This window comes from Arthrobacter sp. 2MCAF15 (assembly GCF_052115605.1).
Lineage (GTDB): Bacteria > Actinomycetota > Actinomycetes > Actinomycetales > Micrococcaceae > Arthrobacter.
The window spans coordinates 119,334-141,756 of the sequence record NZ_JBFRGZ010000010.1 but is presented as its reverse complement, the minus strand read 5'-3'; the positions used below and the strand labels follow the sequence as shown (position 1 = coordinate 141,756).

At 63.8% G+C, this 22,423-nt stretch carries 22 protein-coding genes; 10 read left to right on the top strand and 12 right to left on the bottom strand.

Annotated features, from left to right (window positions below; translation table 11 throughout):
• Positions 1-14: 14 nt before the first annotated feature.
• From AB4089_RS13395 to AB4089_RS13385, 3 genes are all read right to left on the bottom strand, one after another.
• Positions 15-1,163, bottom strand: coding sequence for a glycosyltransferase family 4 protein (locus AB4089_RS13395; protein WP_441409774.1), 1,149 nt, complete (start codon positions 1,161-1,163; stop codon positions 15-17).
• A 237-nt stretch (positions 1,164-1,400) separates the two neighbouring features.
• Complete coding sequence (locus AB4089_RS13390) at positions 1,401-2,573, bottom strand: glycosyltransferase (protein WP_441409773.1); 1,173 nt, start codon at positions 2,571-2,573, stop codon at positions 1,401-1,403.
• A gap of 103 nt (positions 2,574-2,676) precedes the next feature.
• Positions 2,677-3,579 carry an IS481 family transposase gene (locus AB4089_RS13385; RefSeq protein WP_441409785.1) on the bottom strand — a complete coding sequence of 301 codons (903 nt, stop codon included), beginning with the start codon at positions 3,577-3,579 and terminating at the stop codon, positions 2,677-2,679.
• Positions 3,580-3,918: 339 nt separating this feature from the next.
• Between AB4089_RS13385 and AB4089_RS13380 the strand changes: the two genes are divergently transcribed.
• The 4 genes from AB4089_RS13380 (at position 3,919) to AB4089_RS13365 (ending at position 9,018) form a co-directional block, all read left to right on the top strand.
• Entirely contained in the window at positions 3,919-5,391 is a 1,473-nt protein-coding gene (locus tag AB4089_RS13380) for a sugar transferase (protein ID WP_441409772.1), read from the top strand.
• Positions 5,392-5,559: 168 nt separating this feature from the next.
• Complete coding sequence (locus AB4089_RS13375) at positions 5,560-7,440, top strand: DUF4012 domain-containing protein (RefSeq protein WP_441409771.1); 1,881 nt, start codon at positions 5,560-5,562, stop codon at positions 7,438-7,440.
• 169 nt (positions 7,441-7,609) lie between these two features.
• On the top strand, positions 7,610-8,245 hold the full coding sequence (locus AB4089_RS13370; RefSeq protein WP_441409770.1) for an LPXTG cell wall anchor domain-containing protein: 636 nt from the start codon (positions 7,610-7,612) through the stop codon (positions 8,243-8,245).
• A gap of 302 nt (positions 8,246-8,547) precedes the next feature.
• Complete coding sequence (locus AB4089_RS13365) at positions 8,548-9,018, top strand: VanZ family protein (protein ID WP_441409769.1); 471 nt, start codon at positions 8,548-8,550, stop codon at positions 9,016-9,018.
• Positions 9,019-9,028: 10 nt separating this feature from the next.
• Here the strand turns inward: AB4089_RS13365 and galU are convergent, their stop codons facing one another.
• The 7 genes from galU to paaA all read right to left on the bottom strand — a co-directional run bounded on the left by galU (position 9,029) and on the right by paaA (position 14,905).
• Entirely contained in the window at positions 9,029-9,919 is an 891-nt protein-coding gene (gene galU / locus AB4089_RS13360; RefSeq protein ID WP_441409768.1) for a UTP--glucose-1-phosphate uridylyltransferase GalU, read from the bottom strand.
• 95 nt (positions 9,920-10,014) lie between these two features.
• Complete coding sequence (locus tag AB4089_RS13355) at positions 10,015-10,794, bottom strand: enoyl-CoA hydratase/isomerase family protein (protein WP_441409767.1); 780 nt, start codon at positions 10,792-10,794, stop codon at positions 10,015-10,017.
• A 37-nt stretch (positions 10,795-10,831) separates the two neighbouring features.
• Entirely contained in the window at positions 10,832-12,058 is a 1,227-nt protein-coding gene (paaE, locus tag AB4089_RS13350) for a 1,2-phenylacetyl-CoA epoxidase subunit PaaE (protein ID WP_441409766.1), read from the bottom strand.
• 15 nt (positions 12,059-12,073) lie between these two features.
• A complete protein-coding gene (gene paaD / locus AB4089_RS13345) occupies positions 12,074-12,646 on the bottom strand; it encodes a 1,2-phenylacetyl-CoA epoxidase subunit PaaD (protein ID WP_441409784.1) in 573 nt (190 codons plus the stop codon).
• 11 nt (positions 12,647-12,657) lie between these two features.
• Positions 12,658-13,569, bottom strand: coding sequence for a 1,2-phenylacetyl-CoA epoxidase subunit PaaC (gene paaC / locus AB4089_RS13340; protein ID WP_441409765.1), 912 nt, complete (start codon positions 13,567-13,569; stop codon positions 12,658-12,660).
• A complete protein-coding gene (gene paaB / locus AB4089_RS13335; protein WP_390204165.1) occupies positions 13,566-13,877 on the bottom strand; it encodes a 1,2-phenylacetyl-CoA epoxidase subunit PaaB in 312 nt (103 codons plus the stop codon). The genes paaC and paaB overlap by 4 nt, the downstream gene beginning before the upstream one ends.
• Entirely contained in the window at positions 13,874-14,905 is a 1,032-nt protein-coding gene (gene paaA, locus AB4089_RS13330; protein WP_441409764.1) for a 1,2-phenylacetyl-CoA epoxidase subunit PaaA, read from the bottom strand. The genes paaB and paaA overlap by 4 nt, the downstream gene beginning before the upstream one ends.
• 203 nt (positions 14,906-15,108) lie before the next feature.
• Between paaA and AB4089_RS13325 the strand changes: the two genes are divergently transcribed.
• Both AB4089_RS13325 and AB4089_RS13320 read left to right on the top strand, forming a co-directional pair.
• Positions 15,109-15,471, top strand: coding sequence for a PadR family transcriptional regulator (locus AB4089_RS13325; RefSeq protein ID WP_441409763.1), 363 nt, complete (start codon positions 15,109-15,111; stop codon positions 15,469-15,471).
• Positions 15,471-16,820, top strand: coding sequence for a permease prefix domain 1-containing protein (locus tag AB4089_RS13320; RefSeq protein ID WP_441409762.1), 1,350 nt, complete (start codon positions 15,471-15,473; stop codon positions 16,818-16,820). The genes AB4089_RS13325 and AB4089_RS13320 overlap by 1 nt, the downstream gene beginning before the upstream one ends.
• Before the next feature lie 13 nt (positions 16,821-16,833).
• On the opposite strand, the gene AB4089_RS13315 is transcribed toward AB4089_RS13320, so the two are convergent.
• Entirely contained in the window at positions 16,834-18,117 is a 1,284-nt protein-coding gene (locus AB4089_RS13315; RefSeq protein ID WP_441409761.1) for a M23 family metallopeptidase, read from the bottom strand.
• A 243-nt stretch (positions 18,118-18,360) separates the two neighbouring features.
• On the opposite strand from AB4089_RS13315, the gene AB4089_RS13310 reads away from it, so the two are divergent.
• Both AB4089_RS13310 and AB4089_RS13305 read left to right on the top strand, forming a co-directional pair.
• A complete protein-coding gene (locus AB4089_RS13310) occupies positions 18,361-18,972 on the top strand; it encodes an arsenate reductase/protein-tyrosine-phosphatase family protein (protein ID WP_441409760.1) in 612 nt (203 codons plus the stop codon).
• A 314-nt stretch (positions 18,973-19,286) separates the two neighbouring features.
• A complete protein-coding gene (locus tag AB4089_RS13305) occupies positions 19,287-19,523 on the top strand; it encodes a hypothetical protein (RefSeq protein ID WP_441409759.1) in 237 nt (78 codons plus the stop codon).
• Positions 19,524-19,526: 3 nt separating this feature from the next.
• Here the strand turns inward: AB4089_RS13305 and AB4089_RS13300 are convergent, their stop codons facing one another.
• The gene (locus AB4089_RS13300) at positions 19,527-19,784 is read right to left on the bottom strand and encodes a hypothetical protein (protein WP_441409758.1); all 258 of its coding nucleotides are present in this window, start codon (positions 19,782-19,784) and stop codon (positions 19,527-19,529) included.
• A gap of 353 nt (positions 19,785-20,137) precedes the next feature.
• On the opposite strand from AB4089_RS13300, the gene AB4089_RS13295 reads away from it, so the two are divergent.
• Positions 20,138-21,199 (top strand): LCP family protein, encoded by a 1,062-nt coding sequence (locus AB4089_RS13295; protein ID WP_441409757.1) that lies wholly within the window; start codon positions 20,138-20,140, stop codon positions 21,197-21,199.
• Between the two features lie 90 nt (positions 21,200-21,289).
• Positions 21,290-22,411 (top strand): LCP family protein, encoded by a 1,122-nt coding sequence (locus AB4089_RS13290; protein ID WP_441409756.1) that lies wholly within the window; start codon positions 21,290-21,292, stop codon positions 22,409-22,411.
• The last annotated feature ends 12 nt before the right edge of the window (positions 22,412-22,423 follow it).

Genomic DNA, 22,423 nt, shown 5'->3' with positions numbered 1-22,423 from the left:
CACCATTTATCGCTTCACGCAACGGCTTTGATGCCTGCGATCTTCTCCACCATGCGTGAGACGGTTTTCGCCGAATCACCAAAATCTGCTCCATCAGCACTTAGCGACTGACACTGGTAACGCAGGTCGCTCAATAGTTTTGGGTCCTTGACCAATGACGTAAGCACCCTGGCCAGATCAGAAGGGGTGGGTTTACACGCAATTCCGCCGCCGCCTCTCAAGATCTCCGCCGTTCCGCCCAGTGCATACCCCACCACCGGAATCCCGAGAATCAATGCCTCTGCCGTCACCCTGCCGTAGGCCTCATTCTTGGAACAAACTACGGCCACATCTGCGTACCGATATGCCTCCAATGGATCATCAGTGAAACCCCGGTGCCTAATCCATTCGCCGATGCCGTTTGTCCGACACCACTCTTTCATTTCCGAAATCTGCTCTTCGCGCGAATAGCCAAATAGAGATAATTCAACATCCGCTCCGGCCGCGCGAGCTATCGCTACGGCCTTTATTGCATCAGCTTGTCCTTTTTCGTCGGAGTAAGAACCAAGCATGACCGCTCGGATTCTCGATGACGGCTGATCGCTGGCGTGGTCATCAATTCTTATATTTTCTCCGACGCCAAGGTCACGCCTTACATCCGGATAGTCAACCGTGCAGTGCTCATTCATTTGACTGGCGACGAACTCTGACACCGCAAAACGAAAAGTAGATAAGCTTTTGATGAATTTAATTAGAAGACTCTTTGGGATAACAGAGTAGAGTTGCGTGTTTGTCAGGATTGACTCTCTAATCATCACGAATGAGGGAATCCGACAGATTCGTGCGGCAAGGATTGGTCCTGGAATTACAGACGAGTTAACCACTACAAAATCGGGAGATAAGCGACGATAGAGGATGGAGTGGGGAATCGCCTCAATAATTGACACTAATGTTCTGGGAACTGATTTGACAGAGAAGCCTTCGCCGTGCATCCACGAGTGGGTTGGGACGACTATTACCCGAACTTGAGGGAACGACGTTTCTATCTTCTGTTTCAAGGGGCCGGGCCTTGGGACGGTGACGACGACCTGATGTTCTGCTTCACATGCTGCGGCAACGATGGCGAATAGCGACCGTTCAGCTCCAGCTAGTCGTTCACTATGAGACACGATGACGAACTTCATTTTGTCTCCAGGTCCCCCCGATAGATCAGTACCCGAACTTCTGGATCCTATAGTATAGTGAACTTCTTTTCCAATCAGTTGACCATTCACCATTAGCATGCAGCGTTATTCCGGTCGGTGCCACAGACCTGAGTTGGACGTCCTAACGAGGTGGCGGACCAAGGTCTGGCCGAACTACGGCGCCGGTTTGGGGCCGCACTGACGAACAGCCCGCCAGATCGATCGGTCGCACTCGCGCTAGTCGTGATCGACGACACGTTGTCGGTGCTCGCGTGAGTTGTCTGCCACCCATTCGGAGAGCTCTGATTCGAAGCGCTGTTTTGAGAATCTACTTGCGCATTCGCTAATTTTCGATCGATCCAAAGCGAGGCAAACGCGGATTGCATCAAACAGAGATTCATCATCGTCGGGTTGGAAGTGTGACCCGGTGAGTCCTTCCAGAACTGACTCGCTTGCCCCGCCAAAGCCATTGGATGCGACCGGTGTGCCGGCTGCGATAGATTCCACCGGCATGATGCCAAAGTCTTCCACAGGAGGGAACACGTAGACCGCGGCCTTCTGATATAGGGCTCTCAGCATGGAATTTGACGGGCTTAAAACGAAGTGGACTGGGACGGATGACGACGACGCTAGATCTCGTAGGCGTGCCTCCTCTGGGCCGCCTCCGGCGATCACGACTGGCATACCTGTGAGCTCGCCAGCCCGAATGGAAAGATCCAACCGTTTGTAGGGGATAAATCGTGATGCGCCCAAGATGAAATCGGCTGGCAATGCATCCAGCGCTGCCTTCTCAGACGGTGCTAAGAGCCGCGACCAGTCCGGTACCGCGCGTATCTCTTCTACGTCTACTGGGGGGTAGATGACCCTCGCATCACGGCCCCAGTTCTTCCTGATTCGATCTCTCACGAACTCGCTGTTTGCGGCTAAGTCGGTGGCCTCCCCTGCCCGTCGCCTATCCAAAGGCTTCAATAGGGCGGACACGAGTTTGACGGCCAGATTCCGTCCACGGCTGTCAAACGTTGGTTCCCAAATGTATCGCGCCGGCGTGTGAACGTACACTAACTTTGCTGTAGCGGCAGGTACTGCCACATGGTGCGCAAAAAGGTGCGAGCTTACGATCACAACATCAACAGCCTGCGCTCGGGCTTTGGTCCACCGCCAAACGAGAGGCATCAGCGGGAGGCATAGGACTTTGCGGCCGTGAAACGGCTTTGCGGCAAGCATTGTCTCCATTACGCGACCTGGGCCTGGAATCTCCACGTCTCGGCCTCTCCACAAACACAGCAAGTCCGCACCGTGAAAATGCTGTCTGATGGCGTTCGCAACGTTTTCGGAACCTCCGATAGATGCAAACCATTCGTGAACGACCAGGACACGACGTGGACCGCCGCGCAGAATCTCATTGGACATGCCGATACCTTCTTCTGCGCACCTTACAAGAACCGTTGCGCTCCGAGGCGCGCTTTGTAGTATCACACACCCGTTAGCATCGGCGCTCTGCGCCTGGGTGTACTCAGCCAGCAGGTTGGTTGCATCTGCTGACGGGTGGTCGTCCTCCGAGGGCGCTGTGGTTGCGGTGGTGGTTGTAGAAGTCTAGCCAGCCTGTCAGGGTCTGTGTGCGGTGGTCGCTGGAGTCGTAGGCGTTCTTGTAGGCCCAGCCTTCCTGCAGGGTGCGGTTGAACCGTTCGGCCTTGCCGTTCTTCCATGGGCTGCGGGGTTTCGTGCGCCGGTGTTTGGCGCCGAGATCAGCCATGGCCTTGGCGAAAGCAGCGGACCGGATGTAGGCGAGGGCGTTATCAGTCATGACCTCCTGCACGGGTGCCCCGTTCGCGGCCATGAACGCCGCGGCGTTGGTCAGGAACCGCGCGCAGGTCGGGCCCTTCTCATCCGGGAGGACCTCGACGTAGGCCAAGCGGGAGTAGTCATCCACGGCAACGTGAACGTAGTCAAAGCCGATCCCGCGGCCCTTTACGGCCTCGCTGCGGCCGTGAACGCGCCAGCCGCCTCCCTTAGGGATTTTCCCGAGCTTTTTGACGTCGACATGCAGCAACTCCCCGGGGGTGCCGCGTTCGTAACGGTGGCCGGTGGCCCGGCCGGCCCGGATGCGTTCGCCGCTGATCGGGTCCAATTCCCATAACCGGGGCAGCCCGGCCCTGGCGATGATCCGTGAGACCGTGCGGGCCGGGACGTCGCAGCGGGCGCCCAGCTCGACCGGTCCCTCGCGATGCTCCTTACGGGCCGCGAGTACCTCATCGATCTTCGCCCCGGAGGTGGCGTGYGGGCATGAACGCGGTCGCGAAGGCTTGTCCTCCATCCCGGCCCAGCCGTGTTCGACATAGCGTTTGAACCAGCGGTGCGCGCAGGTGCGGGATACCCCCATTTCCTTGGCCACGTGGGAGAGCGGGCGGCCCTCCAGAACACGCTAAACCAGGATCGTTCTACCGGAGGGAGCCAGCCGGGCATTACGGTGCACCATGAAGACCTCTTAGTCGTTAGGTGTGTGTGGTAACCACCAACCTAAGAGGTCTTCACCCTTTCACCGCGTAACCAACGTCCTGGCTGAGTACACCTAGGCCACATCAGGCCCTTCTTCGTGTGCGCCCACGCCAGCTGCGTCATGTGACGAACAGCGGCATCACTTGTGGATCCCGGAATCCTAGGTTGAACGCAACGATTAGGCAGCTAACGGAATGCTTACCACCTAGTTCGGATATCGAGGGCCCAGGGACACAGTAATATACAGTGCATTTGCTGAGTGGTTCAGTACATGGGGGTAGATGTGGAAAAGAAGCCAGTGCCGATCCCTTGGAGACCGAAGTATGCGCGTCGCCTCAGACTGGTCGATGCTTTCGTCGTGGTGTGGGCAGTAGCCGGGGCGTTCGCTGTGCGCTTCGGGTTGCCTGAGATCCAGGGAGCTAGGGACGCCGGGGTTGACTACCTGTTGTTGTCGCTAGGGCTCGTGCTTGCCTGGTGGCTCATGCTGGAGTTCTGGGGGTCCAGGGATGCACGAGTCCTTGGTTGGGGAGCGGAAGAATATAAACGGGTCATTTCGAGCTCGGCTTGGCTGTTCGGTTTTGTTGCAGTAGTGTCATACGCTTTGAGAATCGACACCGCCCGAGGGTTTGTGGGGCTGGCTTTTCCAGCAGGTGCTCTCGGCTTGGTTGCCGGACGATGGCTCGTTCGCCAACACCTGAGTCTCGAAAGACGCGTAGGTAAGAGCAGCGCACGGGTCCTGATCATAGGCGGCCCGTTGTCCGCGGCCCACCTCGTACAATCACTTGCCAGCACGCCTGCCGCAGGATATCTCCCCGTCGCGGCTCATCTGCCAGGTGCGCTGCTAAGCACTGATGGTCACCGAGACTTCATAGTTCCCGTAACAGGCACTCAGCCGGATTTTGAATCCATTCTGGCTTCCATACTGTCAACAAATGTCGATGCCGTTGCGGTCTCGGCCGGTGTAAATATTCGCCCGAAGGACCTGCGCCAGTTGGGCTGGGAACTGGCCGCCCGCGACATAGGTATGATTCTGGCGCCGGCACTCACAGATGTGGCGGGCCCTCGAATCCACACGCAGCCAGTCGCCGGATTGCCATTGATTCATGTTTCCACGCCTAAGTTGACCGGGGGCAAGAAGGTTGCAAAACGAGCCTTCGACATCGCCATCGCTGGCATTCTGGTCGTGCTTCTCTCTCCAGTCTTCCTAGTGCTCGCCCTCTTGATTAAGTTGACTGATTATGGACCGGTTTTCTACCGCCAGGAGAGAGTTGGCCTGCGGGGCACGACCTTCAACATGTTGAAATTCCGATCCATGAAGGTTGATGCAGACACGGAACTCGCGAGACTCCTCGCGGCACAAGGATCTGGCGATACGCCCTTGTTCAAAGTGGAAAATGACCCGCGAATAACTCCGCTGGGTCGTGCTCTCCGCAAATACTCTTTAGACGAACTTCCTCAACTCCTCAACGTACTGGGCGGAAGCATGAGTCTGGTTGGTCCGCGACCCCAGCGAGAAGGCGAGGTTGCGCTATACGACGATGCTGCACACCGCCGGCTCTACGTCAGTCCTGGGATGAGTGGCCTATGGCAAGTCAGTGGCCGTTCCAACCTGAGTTGGGAAGAAAGCATCAGGCTGGACCTCTATTACGTTGAAAACTGGTCGCTCATGGGAGACGTAGTAATACTTTTCAAGACTTTCAAGGTAGTCTTCGCAAGCACAGGCGCAGTCTAACTCTGATGTCATACCGATAGATGAGGCTTAGAGCCACAGCTCTCGCAATTGGGGGCAAAAAATCAAATGGAGTGTCCTTTGTCGGTTTTGCTATGGCGTTCGATCCTCGGCAGAGCCGATCGATGCATGGATCTGCCGAACCTCGGCAAGGCAGGGAAATAATCGCAGATGAGTGACGACCAGGAAACCCCGGTTGATGGCCCTCACGTAGGGAAGGCCGACCCGTCCCAGAGGCCGCTGATGAGCCGCCGCCGTCCGTGGGCTACGGCGGCTCTGTGTCTAGTCGTCGCAGCGATATTGTCCATTGCGGCAGTTGTGTGGCTCGGATCAAGAGCCACCATCATCAAGACTGAACTTGAAGCCACATCGCAACTCCTCCCTGAGCTCAAGGGCAATATCGCCGCCGGCAAGCCGCAAGAGGCCCGTGCGACGGCCACTCAGCTTCGCGCACACACCGCGGCGGCACGCGACACGGCCGGCGATGCGCTGTGGTCCCTGGCCGCTGCTGTTCCGTGGTTCGGGGCAAATTTCAGCGCCATTACAGAAGTCGCGCGTTCAGCTGACGATGTGGCCACACTGGGCGTGGACCCGCTGGTGAATGTTTTCGAATCCCTCAATTGGGAAAGCCTGCTGCCGAGCAGTGGCGGGACAAACTTGGGACCGCTACAACAGGCCGCCCCGAGCGTTTCCTCTGCAGCCCACGCGGTGCGGGCGTCATCCGAACGACTCAATGCCATCGATGCCAGCGGCTTGATTCCTCAAGTCGCGGAACCCTTGGCGCGTGCCCGCGAACAGCTGGAAGCTGTAACCGGAGCGCTGGATGCGGCGGCCGATGCTGCCCGGACTGCCCCGGGGATGTTGGGGGCTGGAGGCCATCGCAGCTATCTGCTCATGATCCAGAACAACGCCGAAGCCCGAGCCTCTGGTGGCATACCCGGAGCGCTCGCTGTACTGAGGCTCGAAAACGGCAAAATGACCCTAGGCGCCCAAGGCAGCGCGGCGGGCCTCGGCGCCATGTCCCCCGTAGTGTCCGTAGATGCCGAGCAGCAGCAGATCTATTCAGCACGTCTGGGCGAATACATGCAGGACGTCAACCTCACACCCGATTTCCCCACCGCTGCCACCACGGCGCAGGCCATATGGGAGAAGAAAACCGGACAGCCTGTGGACGGCGTTATTTCCCTGGACCCCGTGGCGCTGAGTTATATCTTGGCGGCAACGGGTCCAGTGCGGATCACTAACCCTGAGCTGATCGCCGCTGCCCGCGGCGGACTCCCCGCCGAGCTAAATGCCAAGAATGTGGTGAAGACGTTGGTCTCAGACGTCTATGCAAAAATCGCGAGCCCCGAACTGCAGGACGTCTATTTTGCAGATGTTGCCAAGGAAGTCTTCGGCGCCCTATCCGCTGGAAACGGTGAGGCTAAGGGCTTGCTCAAGGGCATCGGCCGTGGCGCTGAAGAGGGACGCGTCCTGCTGTGGTCCGCCACGACCTCCGAGCAAGATGTCATTGCCAACTATCCGCTTAGCGGCGCCATCAGCGGCCCCAGCATCTCGCCCGCACAATTCGGTGTCTACTTGAACGACGGCACCGGCGCGAAAATGGACTATTACGTGAAACGGACCGTGCAGTTGGTGCAGGAATGCAGCGGCGACGACTATGGCCAGACCAAAGTCCGTGTTACGAGTACCAATACCGCCCCGGCAGACGCGGCAACGTCCCTGCCGGCGTACGTGACAGGCGACGGCATATTCGGCATAGCACCCGGCACGGTCCAGACAAACGTGATCGCCTACGGCCCCGTCCAGGCACAAATCGAAACAGCCAGCGTGGACGGCCAGAAGGTCGGTTTCGCGGCCCATCAGCATGCCAACAGGCCGGTGGGAACGGTCACCGTCACGTTGGCTCCGGGACAGAGCAACACGGTCGAATTCACCTTCGACAAGATTATCCAGCACACCGAACCCACAGTGGTGGTCACGCCAACCGTTCAGGCTGTCAAAGACGTGGTGCTGGCGGCAAAACCGGCCGATTGCGTTCCGGCCAAGTAGACACCGGGTAAACAGTATGTAACTCGACTTGATTCACTTTGGTAACAAGCGTTTTGGGTGCTACTGTCTGCTTTGGGCTCATCGATTGAGATTTCAACCTGCGGTTATCCAAGGGACCGGGAATCTCCACTTAGCGTGACACTAGAACTTACGGTCTCAGGGGGACACATTGAATAAATCACTCGCAGCAATCGCGCTTGCCGGTTCCATCGCGCTCATGGGCGCCCTTCCGGCAGTGGCGGAAGACTACCCGGCGCCCACCGTCCAGGGGACCGTTTCTGACGGCACCGTGACGCCCGGACAAACCTTCACCTTCTCCGGAACCGGTTTCCTTGCCGGCGAACAGATCAATATCACCGTTACCCTTACCCGCGCACCGCAGGCTATGGGCGGCGGCTCCGCAGGTGCAGCCAGCATGGCTGTTCCGGCGAAGATCAACCTGCCCATGGGCACGCAGACCTTCTCCACCACCGCTGACGCCAACGGCAAGTTTGCCTTCCCCATCAGCCTGTCCGAAGCTGGCACCTACACCCTCACCGCGACCGGTGTTACTTCCGGCAAGACGGTGACCTCCAGCGTGACCGTTGCCGGCTCAGCCACGGGTACCGGCACCGGAACTGTCGCCGGAAACGGCACCACCAACGGCACCGGTAATGGCACCACCAGCAGCTCTTCAGAACTGGCCAACACGGGCGCCAGCTCCAACCTGATTCTGTGGTCCCTGGTGGGCGCAGGCGCACTGGCCGCCGGCGCTACCTCAGTGGTTGTGGTTCGCCGCCGCGCCAAAGCAGAGGTCGCAGCCTAGGCTTTAGGACAACACGCACTAAAGATGGTGGTGTGGTTGATCGGGAAACCGGTGAACCACACCACCATTTTTGTGTTAACCACGTCACAGGGCCTGTCATGGTCCCGTTGTGGTATTTACTAGGGCTATGGGGAGACCTGAATTTACGGGGAGACATTGGCGCACGAAAAGAAAATGGCAGCCGGACTTTTCCATACCGCTGCCCACCCAACAGTCACTCCCCTACATCCTCTTGTCGCTACTGGCCGCCGCCGCCCTGGGCACTGCGGCTTTGGCCGTCCTGCAGACCTCCTAGGTCCACTGTGAGGGCGCTGGGACGGCCCCGGCTGTGGCAAGGGGTTCTGGGCGGAGCCTTTATCCTGTTGGCGATTATCGGGTTTTGGCCCAGCCCGGTGGACCGGCCAGTCCAAGGCGAACTTGCCGGAGTACTGCTACTACTCCACGCATACGGGTTTCCTGGATGGTTCAACTACGCGTTCGTGGAGGCCTCCGCCAACGTGGTGCTCTTTATCCCAGTGGGAATGGCGGCCACCTTGGCCTTTCCCGGCAGGAAATGGTGGCAGAACGCAGCCCTGGGGCTACTGGCCTCCGCGTGCATGGAACTGGGCCAGTTGCTGTTCCTCAGCAGCCGCTTCGCAAGCATGCTGGACGTTATGACCAACACTGCAGGGTCGGTGGCCGGCGCCCTGCTTGCCGCCGCCGCGCTCAGGGCCATAAAACTACAGCAGGCCCGACGCATCCCAGCGCCGGGCCCGTCGAAGACTTCCGTCTAGCCAGGCCGGCCTAGCTAACGAACTCCTTCATCCAGGCCCGAAGCTCTTCGCCGAATTCCACCCGGTCGGCGGCGATCGAGATGACCGCCTTGAGGTAGCTCAGTTTGTCTCCGGTGTCGTACCGGCGGCCCCGGAAGACCACGCCGTAGACGCCTCCGCCCTCGCAGTCGGACACGGCGAGGGTCTGCAAAGCGTCGGTGAGCTGGATCTCCCCGCCGCGGCCTGGCGGGGTGTTCTCCAGGACGTCGAAAATCTCCGGGTGCAGGACGTACCGGCCGATCACGGCCAGGTTGGACGGGGCATCGGCGACGTCGGGTTTCTCCACGAGCCGGTTGACCCGCACATGGTCCTGGCCCGGCACCGCCGAAATGTCGGCGCAGCCGTAGGCACTGATCTCCCCCGGATCCACCTCTATCAGGGCCACGACCGAGCCGCCGGTCCGTTCCTGGACGTCCATCATGGCGGTCAGCAATTCGTCGCGTTCGTCAATCAGGTCATCGCCCAGCAGGACGGCGAAGGGTTCGTAGCCCACGTGCTGACGGGCGCACAGCACTGCATGGCCCAGACCTTTGGGGTCGCCCTGGCGCACATAGTGCAGCGGGCCCAGGCTGGAGGCGTGCCGGACTGCTTCCAGCCGGTCAATATCGCCCTTGCGTTCGAGGGCGCTTTCCAGCGCGGGCTCGCGGTCGAAGTGGTCCTCCAGCGCCCGCTTTTGGCGCCCGGTAATCATCAGCAGATCGGTCAGCCCGGCCCGGACGGCTTCTTCCACAACGTATTGGATGGCGGGCTGATCCACCACCGGCAGCATTTCCTTGGGCATCGCCTTTGTGGCTGGCAGGAAGCGCGTTCCCAGTCCCGCAGCGGGTATGACAGCTTTAGTTACAGATCTCCCCAGACTCATAACCGAACTTTACAAGCGGGTTCCGGAAATGAGAATGCTTCGAGACAAAGACGAGTACCCGGGAATATCTGCTGTGGGCCCTGGGTGGCCGCCCGTCAGCCCTTGAAAACCGGAGTGCGCTTCTCCTGGAAGGCGCGGAATCCTTCGGCGTAGTCATCGCTTTTGCACAGCCGTGCCTGCTCTGCGTTCTCCTCGGCCATCGCCTCCCACAGCCCCAGCCGCTGGTCCCGGATGTGCGCAACGAGCTCCTTGCTGGCCCGGAACGCTCCCGTGGCGCCGGTGGCGACGTTGGCGACGATGGACCGGGTGGCCTCGAGCAGTTCTCCCGCAGGCATGGCCCGGCTGAACAGGCCCTGCGCGACGGCGTCGGCGCCGCTCATGAGCTCGGCCGTGTAGATCAGGTCCAGGGTCCGGTGCATGCCGAGGCGCTCGGTGAAGTACCAGTGGCCGCCGGAATCGAGGGTGGCGCCGAGCTTGGCGAACGGTGAGCCGAACTTGGCATTCTCCGCCACGTAGACCACGTCCGTGGCCAGCAGCAGGCCCAGCCCCACGCCCAGGCAGGCGCCCTGGGCCGCGGCGAACGTGGGCGCCGGGAAGGCGCTCATCTTCTTGAGCAGCGGCTGGACGAGGCCGCCCAGGTATGCCTGCGCGTCGTCGCTCTCCGGGGTCACGCCGGCAATGTCGCGGCCGGCGCAGAAGGCGCGTCCCTCGCCGCGGAGCAGCAGTGCCCGGACCTCGCCGCGGGCGGCGGCGTCAGCGGCGTCGTCGTACGCCCGGGACAAATCCGCCAGCGCCTGCTCGTCGAGGGAGTTCAGCTTGTGCGGGGCGTCGAGCACTACCTCGGCGACGCCGTCGGCGATGGACAGAGAAATCATGGGACTCCTTGGATTCGAAAGGCGGGCGTCGAAAAACCTAGACGTCGAAGTCGACAGTGACTTCCGGGGTGGTGGGGTGGGACTGGCAGGTCAGGACGTAGCCCTTGTCCAGCTCGTCCTGCTCCAGGGCGTAGTTCTCATCCATGGTGACCTTGCCGCTGACCACCTTGGCGCGGCACGTGCCGCAGACACCGCCGGCGCAGGCGAACGGCACATCCGGCCGGACCCGGAGGGCTGCGTTGAGGATGGATTCCCGGGCGTGGGTGGGGCTGGTCACGTCGCCCTGCAGGCCGTCCAGCTTGAACGTGATCTTGTAGGTCTCCTTGGACTCGTCCTCGATCACGGGCCGGCCGATGTTGCCCTCGGGGCGGTCCGGCTTGCCGGAGGTGAACAGCTCGAAGCGCACATGCTCGGGGGCGACGCCGCGGGCGGCGAGCGTGTCCCGGCACAGCTGGACGAGCTCGAACGGGCCGCAGAGGAACCATTCGTCGACGTCGTCCGCGTGGATGGCGGTGCCCAGCAGCGCCTGCAGCTTCTCGGCGTCGATCCTGCCGCTGAGCAGCGGCGCGATCCGCTGTTCGCGGGAGAGTACGTGGTGCAGCGCCAGCCGGGCCGGGTACTTGTCCTTCAGGTCCGCGAGCTCCTCGAGGAACATCACGTCCATGGCGGCCTTGTTGGCGTAGATGAGGTCGAAGCGGGTTTCCGGGTGGGCCGCCAGCAAAGTGCGGGCGATGGCGATCACGGGGGTGATGCCGGAGCCGGCGGCGATCGCCACGAACGAGCCGGGCTCCCCTGCCAGCTCTTCCGGGTGGTTCATGGAGTTCATGACGTTCTGTTCAACGGGCTTGCCGTCGCGGCCGTGCTTGGAGACAAAGGCGCCCATGGGGCTCATGACGTCCAGGGCGTCGCCGGCCGTCAGTTCGGCGTTGGCCCACGTGGAGAACAGTCCCCCGAGGTCCTTCTTGATGGCCACGCGGATTTCGCTGGAGCCGTCCGCGAAGTTGCGCGGCTCGGCGCAGATCGAGTAGCTCCGGCGGATCTCGTGCGGCTGGCCCTCGGCGTCGGGCAGCGTGGTGCGCAGCGCGACGTACTGGCCCGGCAGGTAGTCGAACTGGCCGGCGAGCCCGGCCGGGACCCCGAACGTCACTTCGATGGCGTCGTCGGTGAGCCGGCGGACTTCGTCCACCGTCAGGGTGTGGAAGGACGCACGACGGCGGCCGGTGGCTGCGGCCGACTCCGCGGCGGTCTGGCGGACAACCTTCATGGAGGCACCTGTTCCTTACAAAACTTTGAAGTAGTCGAACGGTTCCTTGCAGTCCTGGCACACATAGAGGGCCTTGCAGGAGGTGGAACCGAAGCGGGTGAGTTCTTTGGTGTTCAGCGATGAGCACTGGGGGCATTTGACGGCGAGTGAGAGCCGGACGGGCCCGGCGTGCCTGGTGGCCGCCGAATGGCCCGACGGCGGGGCGATCCCGTACTGTTCCAGCTTGGCCTTGCCGGCCTCACTCATCCAGTCCGTGGTCCAGGCCGGGGAGAGGACAAGGTCGACCCGGACGCTGGGATACCCCGCACCGTGGAAAGCCGTGGTGAGGTCATCCCGGATGGCGTCCATGGCGGGGCAGCCGGAGTAGGTCGGGGTGATGGTGACCTGGACCGCGGGGACCATGCCGTCGTCGTCGGTGCTCGGTTCCTTCGAAACCTGGACGTCGCGCAGGATGCCGAGATCCGCAATGGTGAGGACCGGGATTTCGGGGTCGCAGACTGTGGCAGCCACCGCCCAGGCCTTCTGTTGGGCGGTGTTGCCCTGGGCGGCGTTGCGGCGCTCCGCGGTTTCCGGGTCCGAGACAAACATTTCCATGATGCCTACCAGCTGGCTCCGGGGTACTCGCGGGCGAGCACCTGCATCTCGGCGAGGAGGTAGCCGAGGTGCTCGGAGTGCAGGCCGCGGCGGCCCCCGCCCGGTGAGGGCTGCACGTTGGGGACCTCGAGCTCCGCTTCGGCCAGGACCTCGCCGGTGAGCCTGTCGAAGTCCTCGCGCAGGCTGGACGGCTGCGGCGCGGCGCCGGCCTCGCTGAGGCGTCCGGTGAGCTCGTCGTCGCGGAACAGTTCGTCCACGTAGGGCCAGATGACTTTGAACGCGTGGATCATTTTTGCGCGGGACTCGTCCGTGCCGAGGGCCAGCCGCAGGACCCACTGGGCGCTGTGGTCCCGGTGGTAGTCCACTTCCTTGACCGCCTTGGCGGCGATGCCGGCCAGGGTGGAGTCAGTGGAGGACGCCAGCCGGCGGTAGAGCTCGAACTGGTAGTAGCTGACCACGAACTGCCGGGCGATGGTGACGGCGAAGTCCCCGTTGGGCTGTTCGAAGAGGGCCGCCGAGCGGAACTCGTGATCGCGGCGGAAGTAGGCGAGGTCGTCTTCGCTGCGCCCGTCCAGTCCGCCGGCGTAGCTGAGGAAGGACCGGGCGTGGCCGAGCTCGTCCAGGGCGATGTTGCCCAGGGCGACGTCCTCTTCGAGTTCGGGCGCGCGGGAGATCCAGTGGCCCAGGCGCTGGGCCAGGACCAGGGCGTCGTCGCCCAGGCGCAGGGCGAACTCGGCGGCGTCCTCACTCGGCTTTGCGGTGCCGCGGCTGACGGACAGCGCGATGTCCTCGGGGCGGAGGGCGTTGCCGGGGGTGATGCGGGTGGCGCTGGCCGTGCCGTCGCCGCTGGCGCCGGCTACGCCGACGGAGATCTCGCCGTGGCCGCCCGTTTCTTCTGCAGTTTCAGGTGTGCTCACAGGTGCTTCACGCCCTCGCTCTTGGTGTAATACGTGGCGTGGCGGTAGTCCTTGCCCTGCGGGGATTCAAAGAAGGAGCCCTTGGAATCGGGGTCGCTGGAGGCGATGGCGTCGGCCGGGACCACCCAGATGGACACGCCTTCGTTGCGGCGGGTGTACAGATCGCGGGCGTTGCGCAGGGCCATGGCCGCGTCCGGTGCGTGCAGGGATCCTGCGTGGACGTGGGACAGGCCGCGGCTGGAGCGGACGAATACTTCCCAGATGGGCCAGACGTTGCCTGCGTGGGTCTCGGGAGATGAGGAGGTCATGCTGCGGATACCTTTTCTGCTTGCTTGCGGCTCTGTTTTTCGGCATAAGCCGCTGCGGCTTCGCGCACCCAGGCGCCGTTCTGGTGTGCCTCGCGGCGCCGTTCCAGGCGCTGGGCGTTGCAGGGGCCACGGCCGGCCAGGACTTCGTGGAATTCAGCCCAGTCCAGCGGCCCGTGCTCCCACTTCTTGGTTTCCTCGTTGAACCGGATGTCCTTGTCCGGCAGCGTCAGGCCGAGGACCTTGACCTGCTCCATCATCATGCCGACAAACCGGTTGCGCAGCTCGTCATTGCTGAACCGCTTGATGTTCCAGGCCATGGACTGCTTGGAGTTGGGAGAGTCGTCATCCGGCGGGCCAAACATCATCAGGGCCGGGGCGTACCAGCGGTTCACCGCGTCCTGCGCCATCTGCTTCTGTTCGGGGGTGCCGTGGGAGAGTTCCAGCAGGATCTCGAAGCCCTGGCGCTGGTGGAAGGACTCTTCCTTGCAGACCCGCACCATAGCCCGGCCGTAGGGGCCAAAGGACGCGCGGCAGAGCGGCACCTGGTTGGCGATCGCGGCGCCGTCGACCATCCAGCCGATGGCACCCATGTCCGCCCAGGTGCGGGCGGGGTAGTTGAAGATGGAGGAGTACTTGGCCTTGCCGTCCATCAGGTCCTGCATCATCTGATCACGCGGCTGGCCGAGGGTCTCGGCGGCGGAGTAGAGATAGAGGCCGTGGCCGGCCTCGTCCTGGACCTTGGCCATGAGGATGGCCTTGCGCTTCAGGCTCGGGGCGCGGGAGATCCAGTTGGCCTCGGGCTGCATGCCGATGATCTCCGAGTGGGCGTGCTGGGAGATCTGGCGCAGGAGCGTTTTGCGGTAGGCCGGGGGCATCCAGTCCCGCGGCTCGATCCGGGAATCTTCGGCCATGACCTTGTCGAAGTAGGCCTGCCCCTCGGCGTCGCGCCGGGCCGCGTCCTCGGGGCTCGGTTCATGCCGTTCCGGCGATGGCTCGGCGGGCACTGACTGCAGGGTCTGCGATGCCATGGTTGCTCCTAGTGAATTTCCGATAAATAATTACCGACCGTTCGTTCAGGATATGCGGAAGGTCCGAGATGCGTCAAGGACGGTTCCAAGACCACCGCAGGGAAATTCCTAGCATGCCGACTTGGCGTCCCGACCATTGCCGTACCTCCTATACCTAGAAGTGCTAAGCCTGATACCCTTCAGCTCTAGGTATAGGAGGCGCGGTGCGCATTGACAAGGACCTGGTCGCCGCTTCGGCCACACCTCTGGTGCTGGGCATTTTGGCCGAAGGCGACCTGTACGGCTACGCAATCCTCAAGCGGGTCGCTGAGCTCTCGGGCGGCGGCATGCAGTGGACCGACGGGATGCTCTACCCGCTTCTGCACCGGCTCGAGCGGCTCGGTTACGTATCCTCGCTGTGGGGTACTTCCGAGGCCGGGCGCCGGCGCAAGCACTACACCATCACGCCGGCGGGCCGGGACGCCCTCGCCGACCGCCAGGAGCAGTGGACCGTCGTCGCGGACGCGCTGCGCCAGGTGTGGCAGACCACTCAGGGACCCGCGGCCGCGACTGAGGGATGGGCGTGATGGCGCCGCACGCTGAGCTGGAGGCCCAGATCGACCGGTGGCGCGGTTACGTCCAGCGCAACCAGGCGATCTCCCCCGCCGACGTCGACGAGCTGGAGGACCACCTGCGCGGGCAGATCGCCGACCGGCAGGCGACCGGCCTCGATGACGAGGAGGCCTTCCTAGTGGCCATCAAGCGACTGGGCAACCTGGACGCCGTCTCACGCGAGTTTGCCCGCGAGCACTCCGAGCGGCTGTGGAAGCAGCTCGTCCTGGTGCCCGAGGGTTCCGAGGACGCCAACACCTCCCGATGGCGCGAGCTGGCCGTCGTCCTCGCGCTCGCCGTCGGGGCCGGAGTGGCGGTCAAGGCCGGAACTGCCTGGATCGAAGACAGCGCGGCCCTGATGCGCAATCTGGGCCTGCTCGTCTTCCCCTTCGTAGCGGCGTACTTCGCGTGGAAGCGGCGCTTCACCGGCGCGGTTGCGGCGGCCCTGATCATCCCGTTTGCCGCCCTTGCGCTGGTCCTCAACCTCTACCCGTTCGCCCCGGACGGCGCCACCGGGATGCTCGCCGCCCTGCACGCCCCGGTCATCCTGTGGGTACTGACCGGTATGGCCTACGTCGGGGGGAGATGGCGGTCCGACAAGCGGCGCATGGATTTTGTCCGTTTTACCGGCGAGCTCGCGATCTACTACACGCTGCTGGCGCTCGGCGGCGCAGTCCTGATCGCGCTCACCCTCGCGACGCTCCGGGTTGTTGGCACCGACTTCCAGCCGGTCCTGGACGGCTGGGTCCTGCCGTTCGCCGTGCCCGGCGCCCTCGTGGTCGCCACCTGGCTGGTCGAAGCCAAGCAGCAGGTGGTGGAAAATATTGCGCCCGTCCTCACCCGCGTGTTCACGCCGCTGACCGTTGCCATGCTGCTGGTCCTTCTGGCCGTGCTTGCCACCGCGGGCGGATTCGCCGGGATCGACCGCAACCTGCTGATCCTCATGGACGCGATCCTGGTACTGGTCCTCTGCCTGCTGCTCTACTCGATTTCCGCCCGCGACCCGCTCGCCCCGCCCGGACTGTTCGATGCTGTGCAGTTGGCCCTGGTCATCGCGGCCCTTGCGGTCGATGCCGTGATGCTGACCGCCATGCTGACCCGCATCGCCGAGTTCGGCTTCAGCCCCAACAAAATCGCCGCGCTCGGGCTGAACCTGCTGTTGCTGGTGCACTTGTTGCGTGCGGCCTGGCTCGCCGTCGGATTCCTGCGCGGGCGCCGTCCCTTCGCCGCGGTCGAGCGCTGGCAAACACGCTACCTGCCGGTCTACGGCGCCTGGGCAACAGTTGTGGTGGTGGTCTTCCCGCCCCTTTTCGGCTTCGTCTAGTCGATCGTTGCTGTCAGCGGCGGTCCCCGAAGTCCACAATGTCGACGTCGAGCGGAATCTCGGCGCTGCGCGGGCTAGGGGTCGGGAGCAGTCCCTCGTTCCACGTGCCCTCCAGCGTCGTGGCAGCCGCCCACCGCTGCGCGTCCATGCGGCCTTGGAGCCTGAAGTGGTCGACGACGAACGGCAGTCCGTCCGAGCCGAGCACCGACCTGCCTTCCGTGATCTGGAAGTGCAGGTGCGGCGCCGAGGTGTTACCGGTGTTGCCAACCCTGCCGAGCGTCTGGCCGGGCAGGACATTCTCGCCCACCCCAACGGCCACCGAGCCCTTCTGCATGTGGGCGTACGTGGCGTACCGGCCATCGCTGTGGCGTACCGTGACGTGGTTTCCGAGGACGTTCCCGAGTGTGATCGTGGCGGGATCGGGCAGCCGACCGGGGATCTGGTCGTCGAGGGTATTCAGTGCGTCCACCACGGTGCCGGCCGCAACAGCCACAATGTCCGCACCATATGCGGTGTAGCTGCGCACATCGGCCGTGTCGCCGTTGACCAGCCGGCCTTGGCTGTCGAGGCGGATCCAGTCGATGGCAAAGCGCTGCGCGGCGTGCAGGGCTCCGTTGATCGGCAGCACCGTGGCCCGGTGCACGCCGTCGGTGGAGCAGCAGCCGTTCCCGGCCACCCAGCCCCCGCCAAGCAGTGGAGGCCCGACCTCGGTGGCGGCGCCGTCGAGCGGGACGGGCGCGGCAGTGTAGGCAGTTGGAGCAGAAGCGCTGCCGCCACCGACCGGTGCCGTGAGGACGTGGAGGCGGTGCACCAGCGCGCCCGGAACGTCCGCGCGCCGGTCGAAGTCGAGTTCAATGAGCACCAGGCACGCTCCGTTCGGCTCGAGCGCCGGGCTCGTGGTGGGCCTCGAGCCCAGCGTCCGCAACCGGTGCTGGAGGTCAGCTCCCGAAAATGCCTCGACAACCCGGCTCCCGCCAGCGGCGTCCACGACGTCGATGCCCTCCAGGGTGGCTGGCTGCGGCCGGACGTTCGTCAGTTGAAGCTCGTAGACCACGTGCCACCGCTCGTCCGTCCCAAGCACCGCCGTGCTCGAGGACCCCAGGGTGGTGGCCGTAATCGGTGAGAATTCGTCGGCAGCGGCGGACGGGACCTCGAGCGGCTTCGAGTCCGGACTCTGTTGGGCTCCTGGACTGGCTGGCCGGTCGGATCCAGAGGAGACCAGAAGGAGAACAACCGCCAGCGCGACGCCGATCGCCGCCACGAAGGCGATGATTGGGCGCCGGCCGGACGCGTTCATGGAGAAAGTTTAGTCCTTCGCGGTGCCGTCGAGGCCGGCCCGGATCCTAGACATAAACGTCCGTCTTCCGGTCGGTAACCCCGTGGAACGCATCCGGACTTGGAAATATTCTGCGGCCGCACAGTGTCCACCGGCGTGGCAGCGGAGAGAAACCCGCGACGGCGCGCAGGGACGATAAGCTCGGACACTACGTCGCATCCGTACGTCCGAAACCATGAATCTCGTCAACGGAAACTGGAAACCTTGGAAACGTCCCCACCCATCCGGATCCTCACCGTCTGCACCGGCAATATCTGCCGCTCCCCCGTAGCAGAGCGCCTGCTCCGGGCCGGGCTCGACCAGGTGAGGCCCGGCGCCTTCCGCGTGGAGAGCGCTGGCACACGGGCCATGGTGGGCGAGGCTGTCCAGCCCAGCTCAGCAGACATCATCCGGAACTACGGCGGAACACCCGACGGCTTTGCTGCCCGCCAGCTGACTCCGAAAATCCTGCGCGACACGGACCTGGTGTTGACCATGGCCGCACGGCATAGAGGCGAAGTGCTGCAGATGGATGCTTCCCTGCTCCGACGCACTTTCACCATCCGCGAGTTCGCCCGCATGCTAAAGGTCCTTGAACACAGAGACAGGGAACAGGGCGGCGGTGCACAGGCTCCGGCGGCGGAGGACCTCGCGGCCTTCTGGCGTGGGTTGCCGGTCCGGGCCGCCGCGGTACGGCATCTCGCCCTCGCGGAGGACGCGTCAGAGAACGACGTCGTGGACCCATACCGCCGCGGCGAGGACATGTACCGGCAGATGGAGGACGAGCTCGCGCCCGCCCTCCTCACTGTCCTGCGTTTCGCCCGGCACAACAGCTAAAGCGGCCGCAGCGGGTGTTGCAGCCCACCGCAGTTCAACAACAGGACAACTCAGCCCTCCACGGCGCCGTCGAGGCCGGCAAATTTTTTCCGCCAATGTGTTGCGTCTGGTCCACCGATCATCCAGACTGACTACAGATCCGCAGGATATCGCTTCCGCCGATCCAGCCCGCCGATTTCAATGGCCGGCCCCGCCCCATCAGAGAATGCCGGGCACCCCCTCAGGAACCACCGCTTTCGCCTCGCCGGCTGCGCCGGCCCCGAAAGCCCGTCCCACTGAGAGTCCCGGTACATCCCGCCGAGAAAGAGACCACGATGATCAAGCGCCACTCGGACGTCGTCCTGGAAGTCACCGCCCACGACCCGGACACCGTCGAGAACGACCTGAACGCCGCCGTCGAGATAGCCCGTGAACACGCCATGAAGGAATGCCGCCACGGCATCCTGGTTACCCAGCACGGATACACCACCTACACCGTCGCCGTAAGCCGCGATGTCCCCTACGGGCAGACACACGAACGGCGCGAAGATCCGGCGGCCCACAGGGGCTAAACCCTAAGCGGCCGCGGCCAGCCGCCTGACCCGGGGAACCGCGGCCGCTTCCAGCGGCGCCACGATGCTGAGCTGGCATTCTGACTGGAGCGGGTCAATGGCGGCCGGCAGGTGGTGGGAGGCAGAGCACTCCCGCAGCTGCTCCATGGCCGCCGGCTCCACCACAGCATGGCTGACATCCAGCACGAGGTGGAGTCCTTCTTTCAGGTGGTTTGCCCGCTTGACCACCACATAAAGGGCCTGAAGGCTCTGGGCCGTCACGTGTCCCTGAGCCGCTACTTCCGCCTGACCGCAATCGAGGTCAAGCCTGACAAGAACCCGGAGTTTGTGGTTCAAAACGATTCCCCTGTTCGTGCATGTACCGCTTGGCCGCGACGCTGCGACCGTTTTGGCCGCTACGCTGCGACCGCAACCCAGCCTAGGCAGAGACTGTGACGTAGGCAACAGTTAGCTTCATATCCGGGAAACCTGCGTTATCTGCCGGTACGTTCGCCGAAAAGTGTTGATCGCCGCGCCCGGTGTACTGTATTGGGGGCCGCCACAGCTCCCGTACGGCACCTGGCGCTGCTCCAGATATATGCCGGGCACGCGCCCCGGCCGACTTTGAGGAACTCATGACACACCCCTTCGAAAGCCCAGACGACGTCCGCGGGACGGAATTCCGCGAGCGCCGGCGGCCCGTGAAGAAACGCCGAGGCCGCACGGTGCTGATCGCCGTCGCCGTCGTGGTCGCTCTTGTTGCGGTCGTGGCTGGAGGCTACCTCTTCAACCTCGCGCACACGTTCGACTCCGGCAGCAGCAAGATTGACCAGGCGTTCCCGGACGAGTCCACGCGCCCGAAGAAGACCGACGGGTCAAGGAACATCCTGGTGATGGGCAGCGACAGCCGCGGTTCCACCGAGTCAGCCGCCGCGGGCGGCACGCCCACGGATCAGCGCGCGGACACGCTGATGCTCGTCCACATCCCTGCGGACCGTAAGAACATCTACACCATGTCCATCATGCGGGACCTCTGGGTGGACATCCCCGGGCACGGCGAGGCGAAGATCAACTCGGCGCTGGCCCTGGGCGGCACGCCCCTGATGGTGCAAACCGTCGAATCAATCTTCCAGCAGCGCATCGACCACGTGGCGATGATCGACTTCGAGGGCTTCAAGGGCCTCACAGACGCCCTGGGCGGCGTGACCGTAACCACCAAGCTGCCGTTCACGTCGAACGATTTGAAGGGCCAGTCCTTCGCCCCGGGCCAGCACACGTTCAACGGAACCGAGGCCCTGGCCTTCGTGCGGGAACGCCACTCCTACGCGGACGGTGACTACCAGAGGGTGCGCAACCAGCAGGAGTTCCTGCGGGCCATCATCAAGAAGTCGCTCGCCGGGCAGACGCTGAGTAACCCCTTCACAATCAACAACATGGTGGGCGCCGTCTCGCCATTCGTCAGTGTGGACAAGTCCCTGGATTCTGGAGCGGTAGCAGGGCTGGCACTCGAGCTCAAGGACATCAGGCCGCAGAACATGGTCACGTTCACTCTGCCGACCGGCGGGATCGGAACGTCCACGGACGGCCAGTCGATCGTGCTGACCGACCCGACCGCCATCAGTGACATCTCCGGGTCCATGGCCGCGGGCACCATGGGCGACTACGTCGCGGCCAACAAACTCGAGAACGGGAACTGATTCCCGCCATCTGACTCCCGCCACGTGTACGCCCCGGAGCGGGCCCTTGGACCCATCCTCCGGGGCGGGCAGTGGTGGTAGCGTCCGTTCATGGGGAACGCTCCGGAGCCAGCAGCCGCGGCTTCCGCGGCGTCCCCGCCCCCTCCCCCGGCTCCTGCGCACGGCCGCCGGCGTCGGATAATCCTGCTCCTGGCGGCGCTGCTTGCCGTCGCACTCGCCGTCGGGGCCTCGGCCTATGTCCTCTCCCGGCCGCGGCCCGCGGACCCAGTACCGGCGGGAACCGCCGCCCCGGCTGCCGCGCCCGCGCCGGCAGCCAGCCACGCGCCGTCGACCGCACCCACGCCCTCGACGCCGCCCAGACCCACTCCCACGCCGGAACCACCCGCCGTCGCGCTTAACATCCTGCTCGTGGGCAGCGACAGCCGGGACAACCAGCGCGCGGCGGCGGCCGCCGGGAGCGTCTCCGACCAGCGTGCGGACGCCCTGGTGCTGATCCACCTCCCCGCGGACCGGCAAAGCGTCTATGGCATCTCGATCATGCGGGACCTGTGGGTGGACATCCCCGGCCACGGCCAGGCGAAGATCAACTCGGCCCTGTCCCTCGGCGGCCTGCCGCTGATGGCGCAGACGGTGGGCGCGCTGCTGGGCCAGCGCATCGACCACACGGTGATGCTCGACTTTCAGGGGTTCGCGGCCCTGACCGACGCGCTGGGCGGAGTCGACGTCGACATCAAGCAGCCGTTCACCGGCACGGTGGATGACAGGGTGCATTTTCCGGCGGGCGTGCACCGGCTCAACGGGGTGCAGGCCCTGGCCTTCGTCCGCGAGCGCCACGCCTTCGCCGACGGCGACTACCAGCGGGTCCGGAACCAGCAGACCTTCCTGAAAGCCGTCATCGCCAAACTGTCCTCCGACGGCGCGCTGGCGGACCGCACAACCGTCCGGAAACTCGTCACCACGGTGCTGCCGCACGTGACCCTGGACGCGAGCTTCACCCTGGCCTCGCTGGAAAACCTCGCCCTCAGCCTCCGCAGCACAGCCCCCGGCCGCGGCGCCTTCTTCACACTGCCGACCGCCGGCACCGGGTTCAGCCGGGACGGCCAGTCGATTGTCCTGCAGGCCCCGGCCGCAACCGCCGCGGTCTCCGCCGCGCTCGGCTCGGGAACGCTCGCCGGGTACGTGGCGGCCAACAATCTGCAGAACGGCAATTGAGGCGCAGCTTTT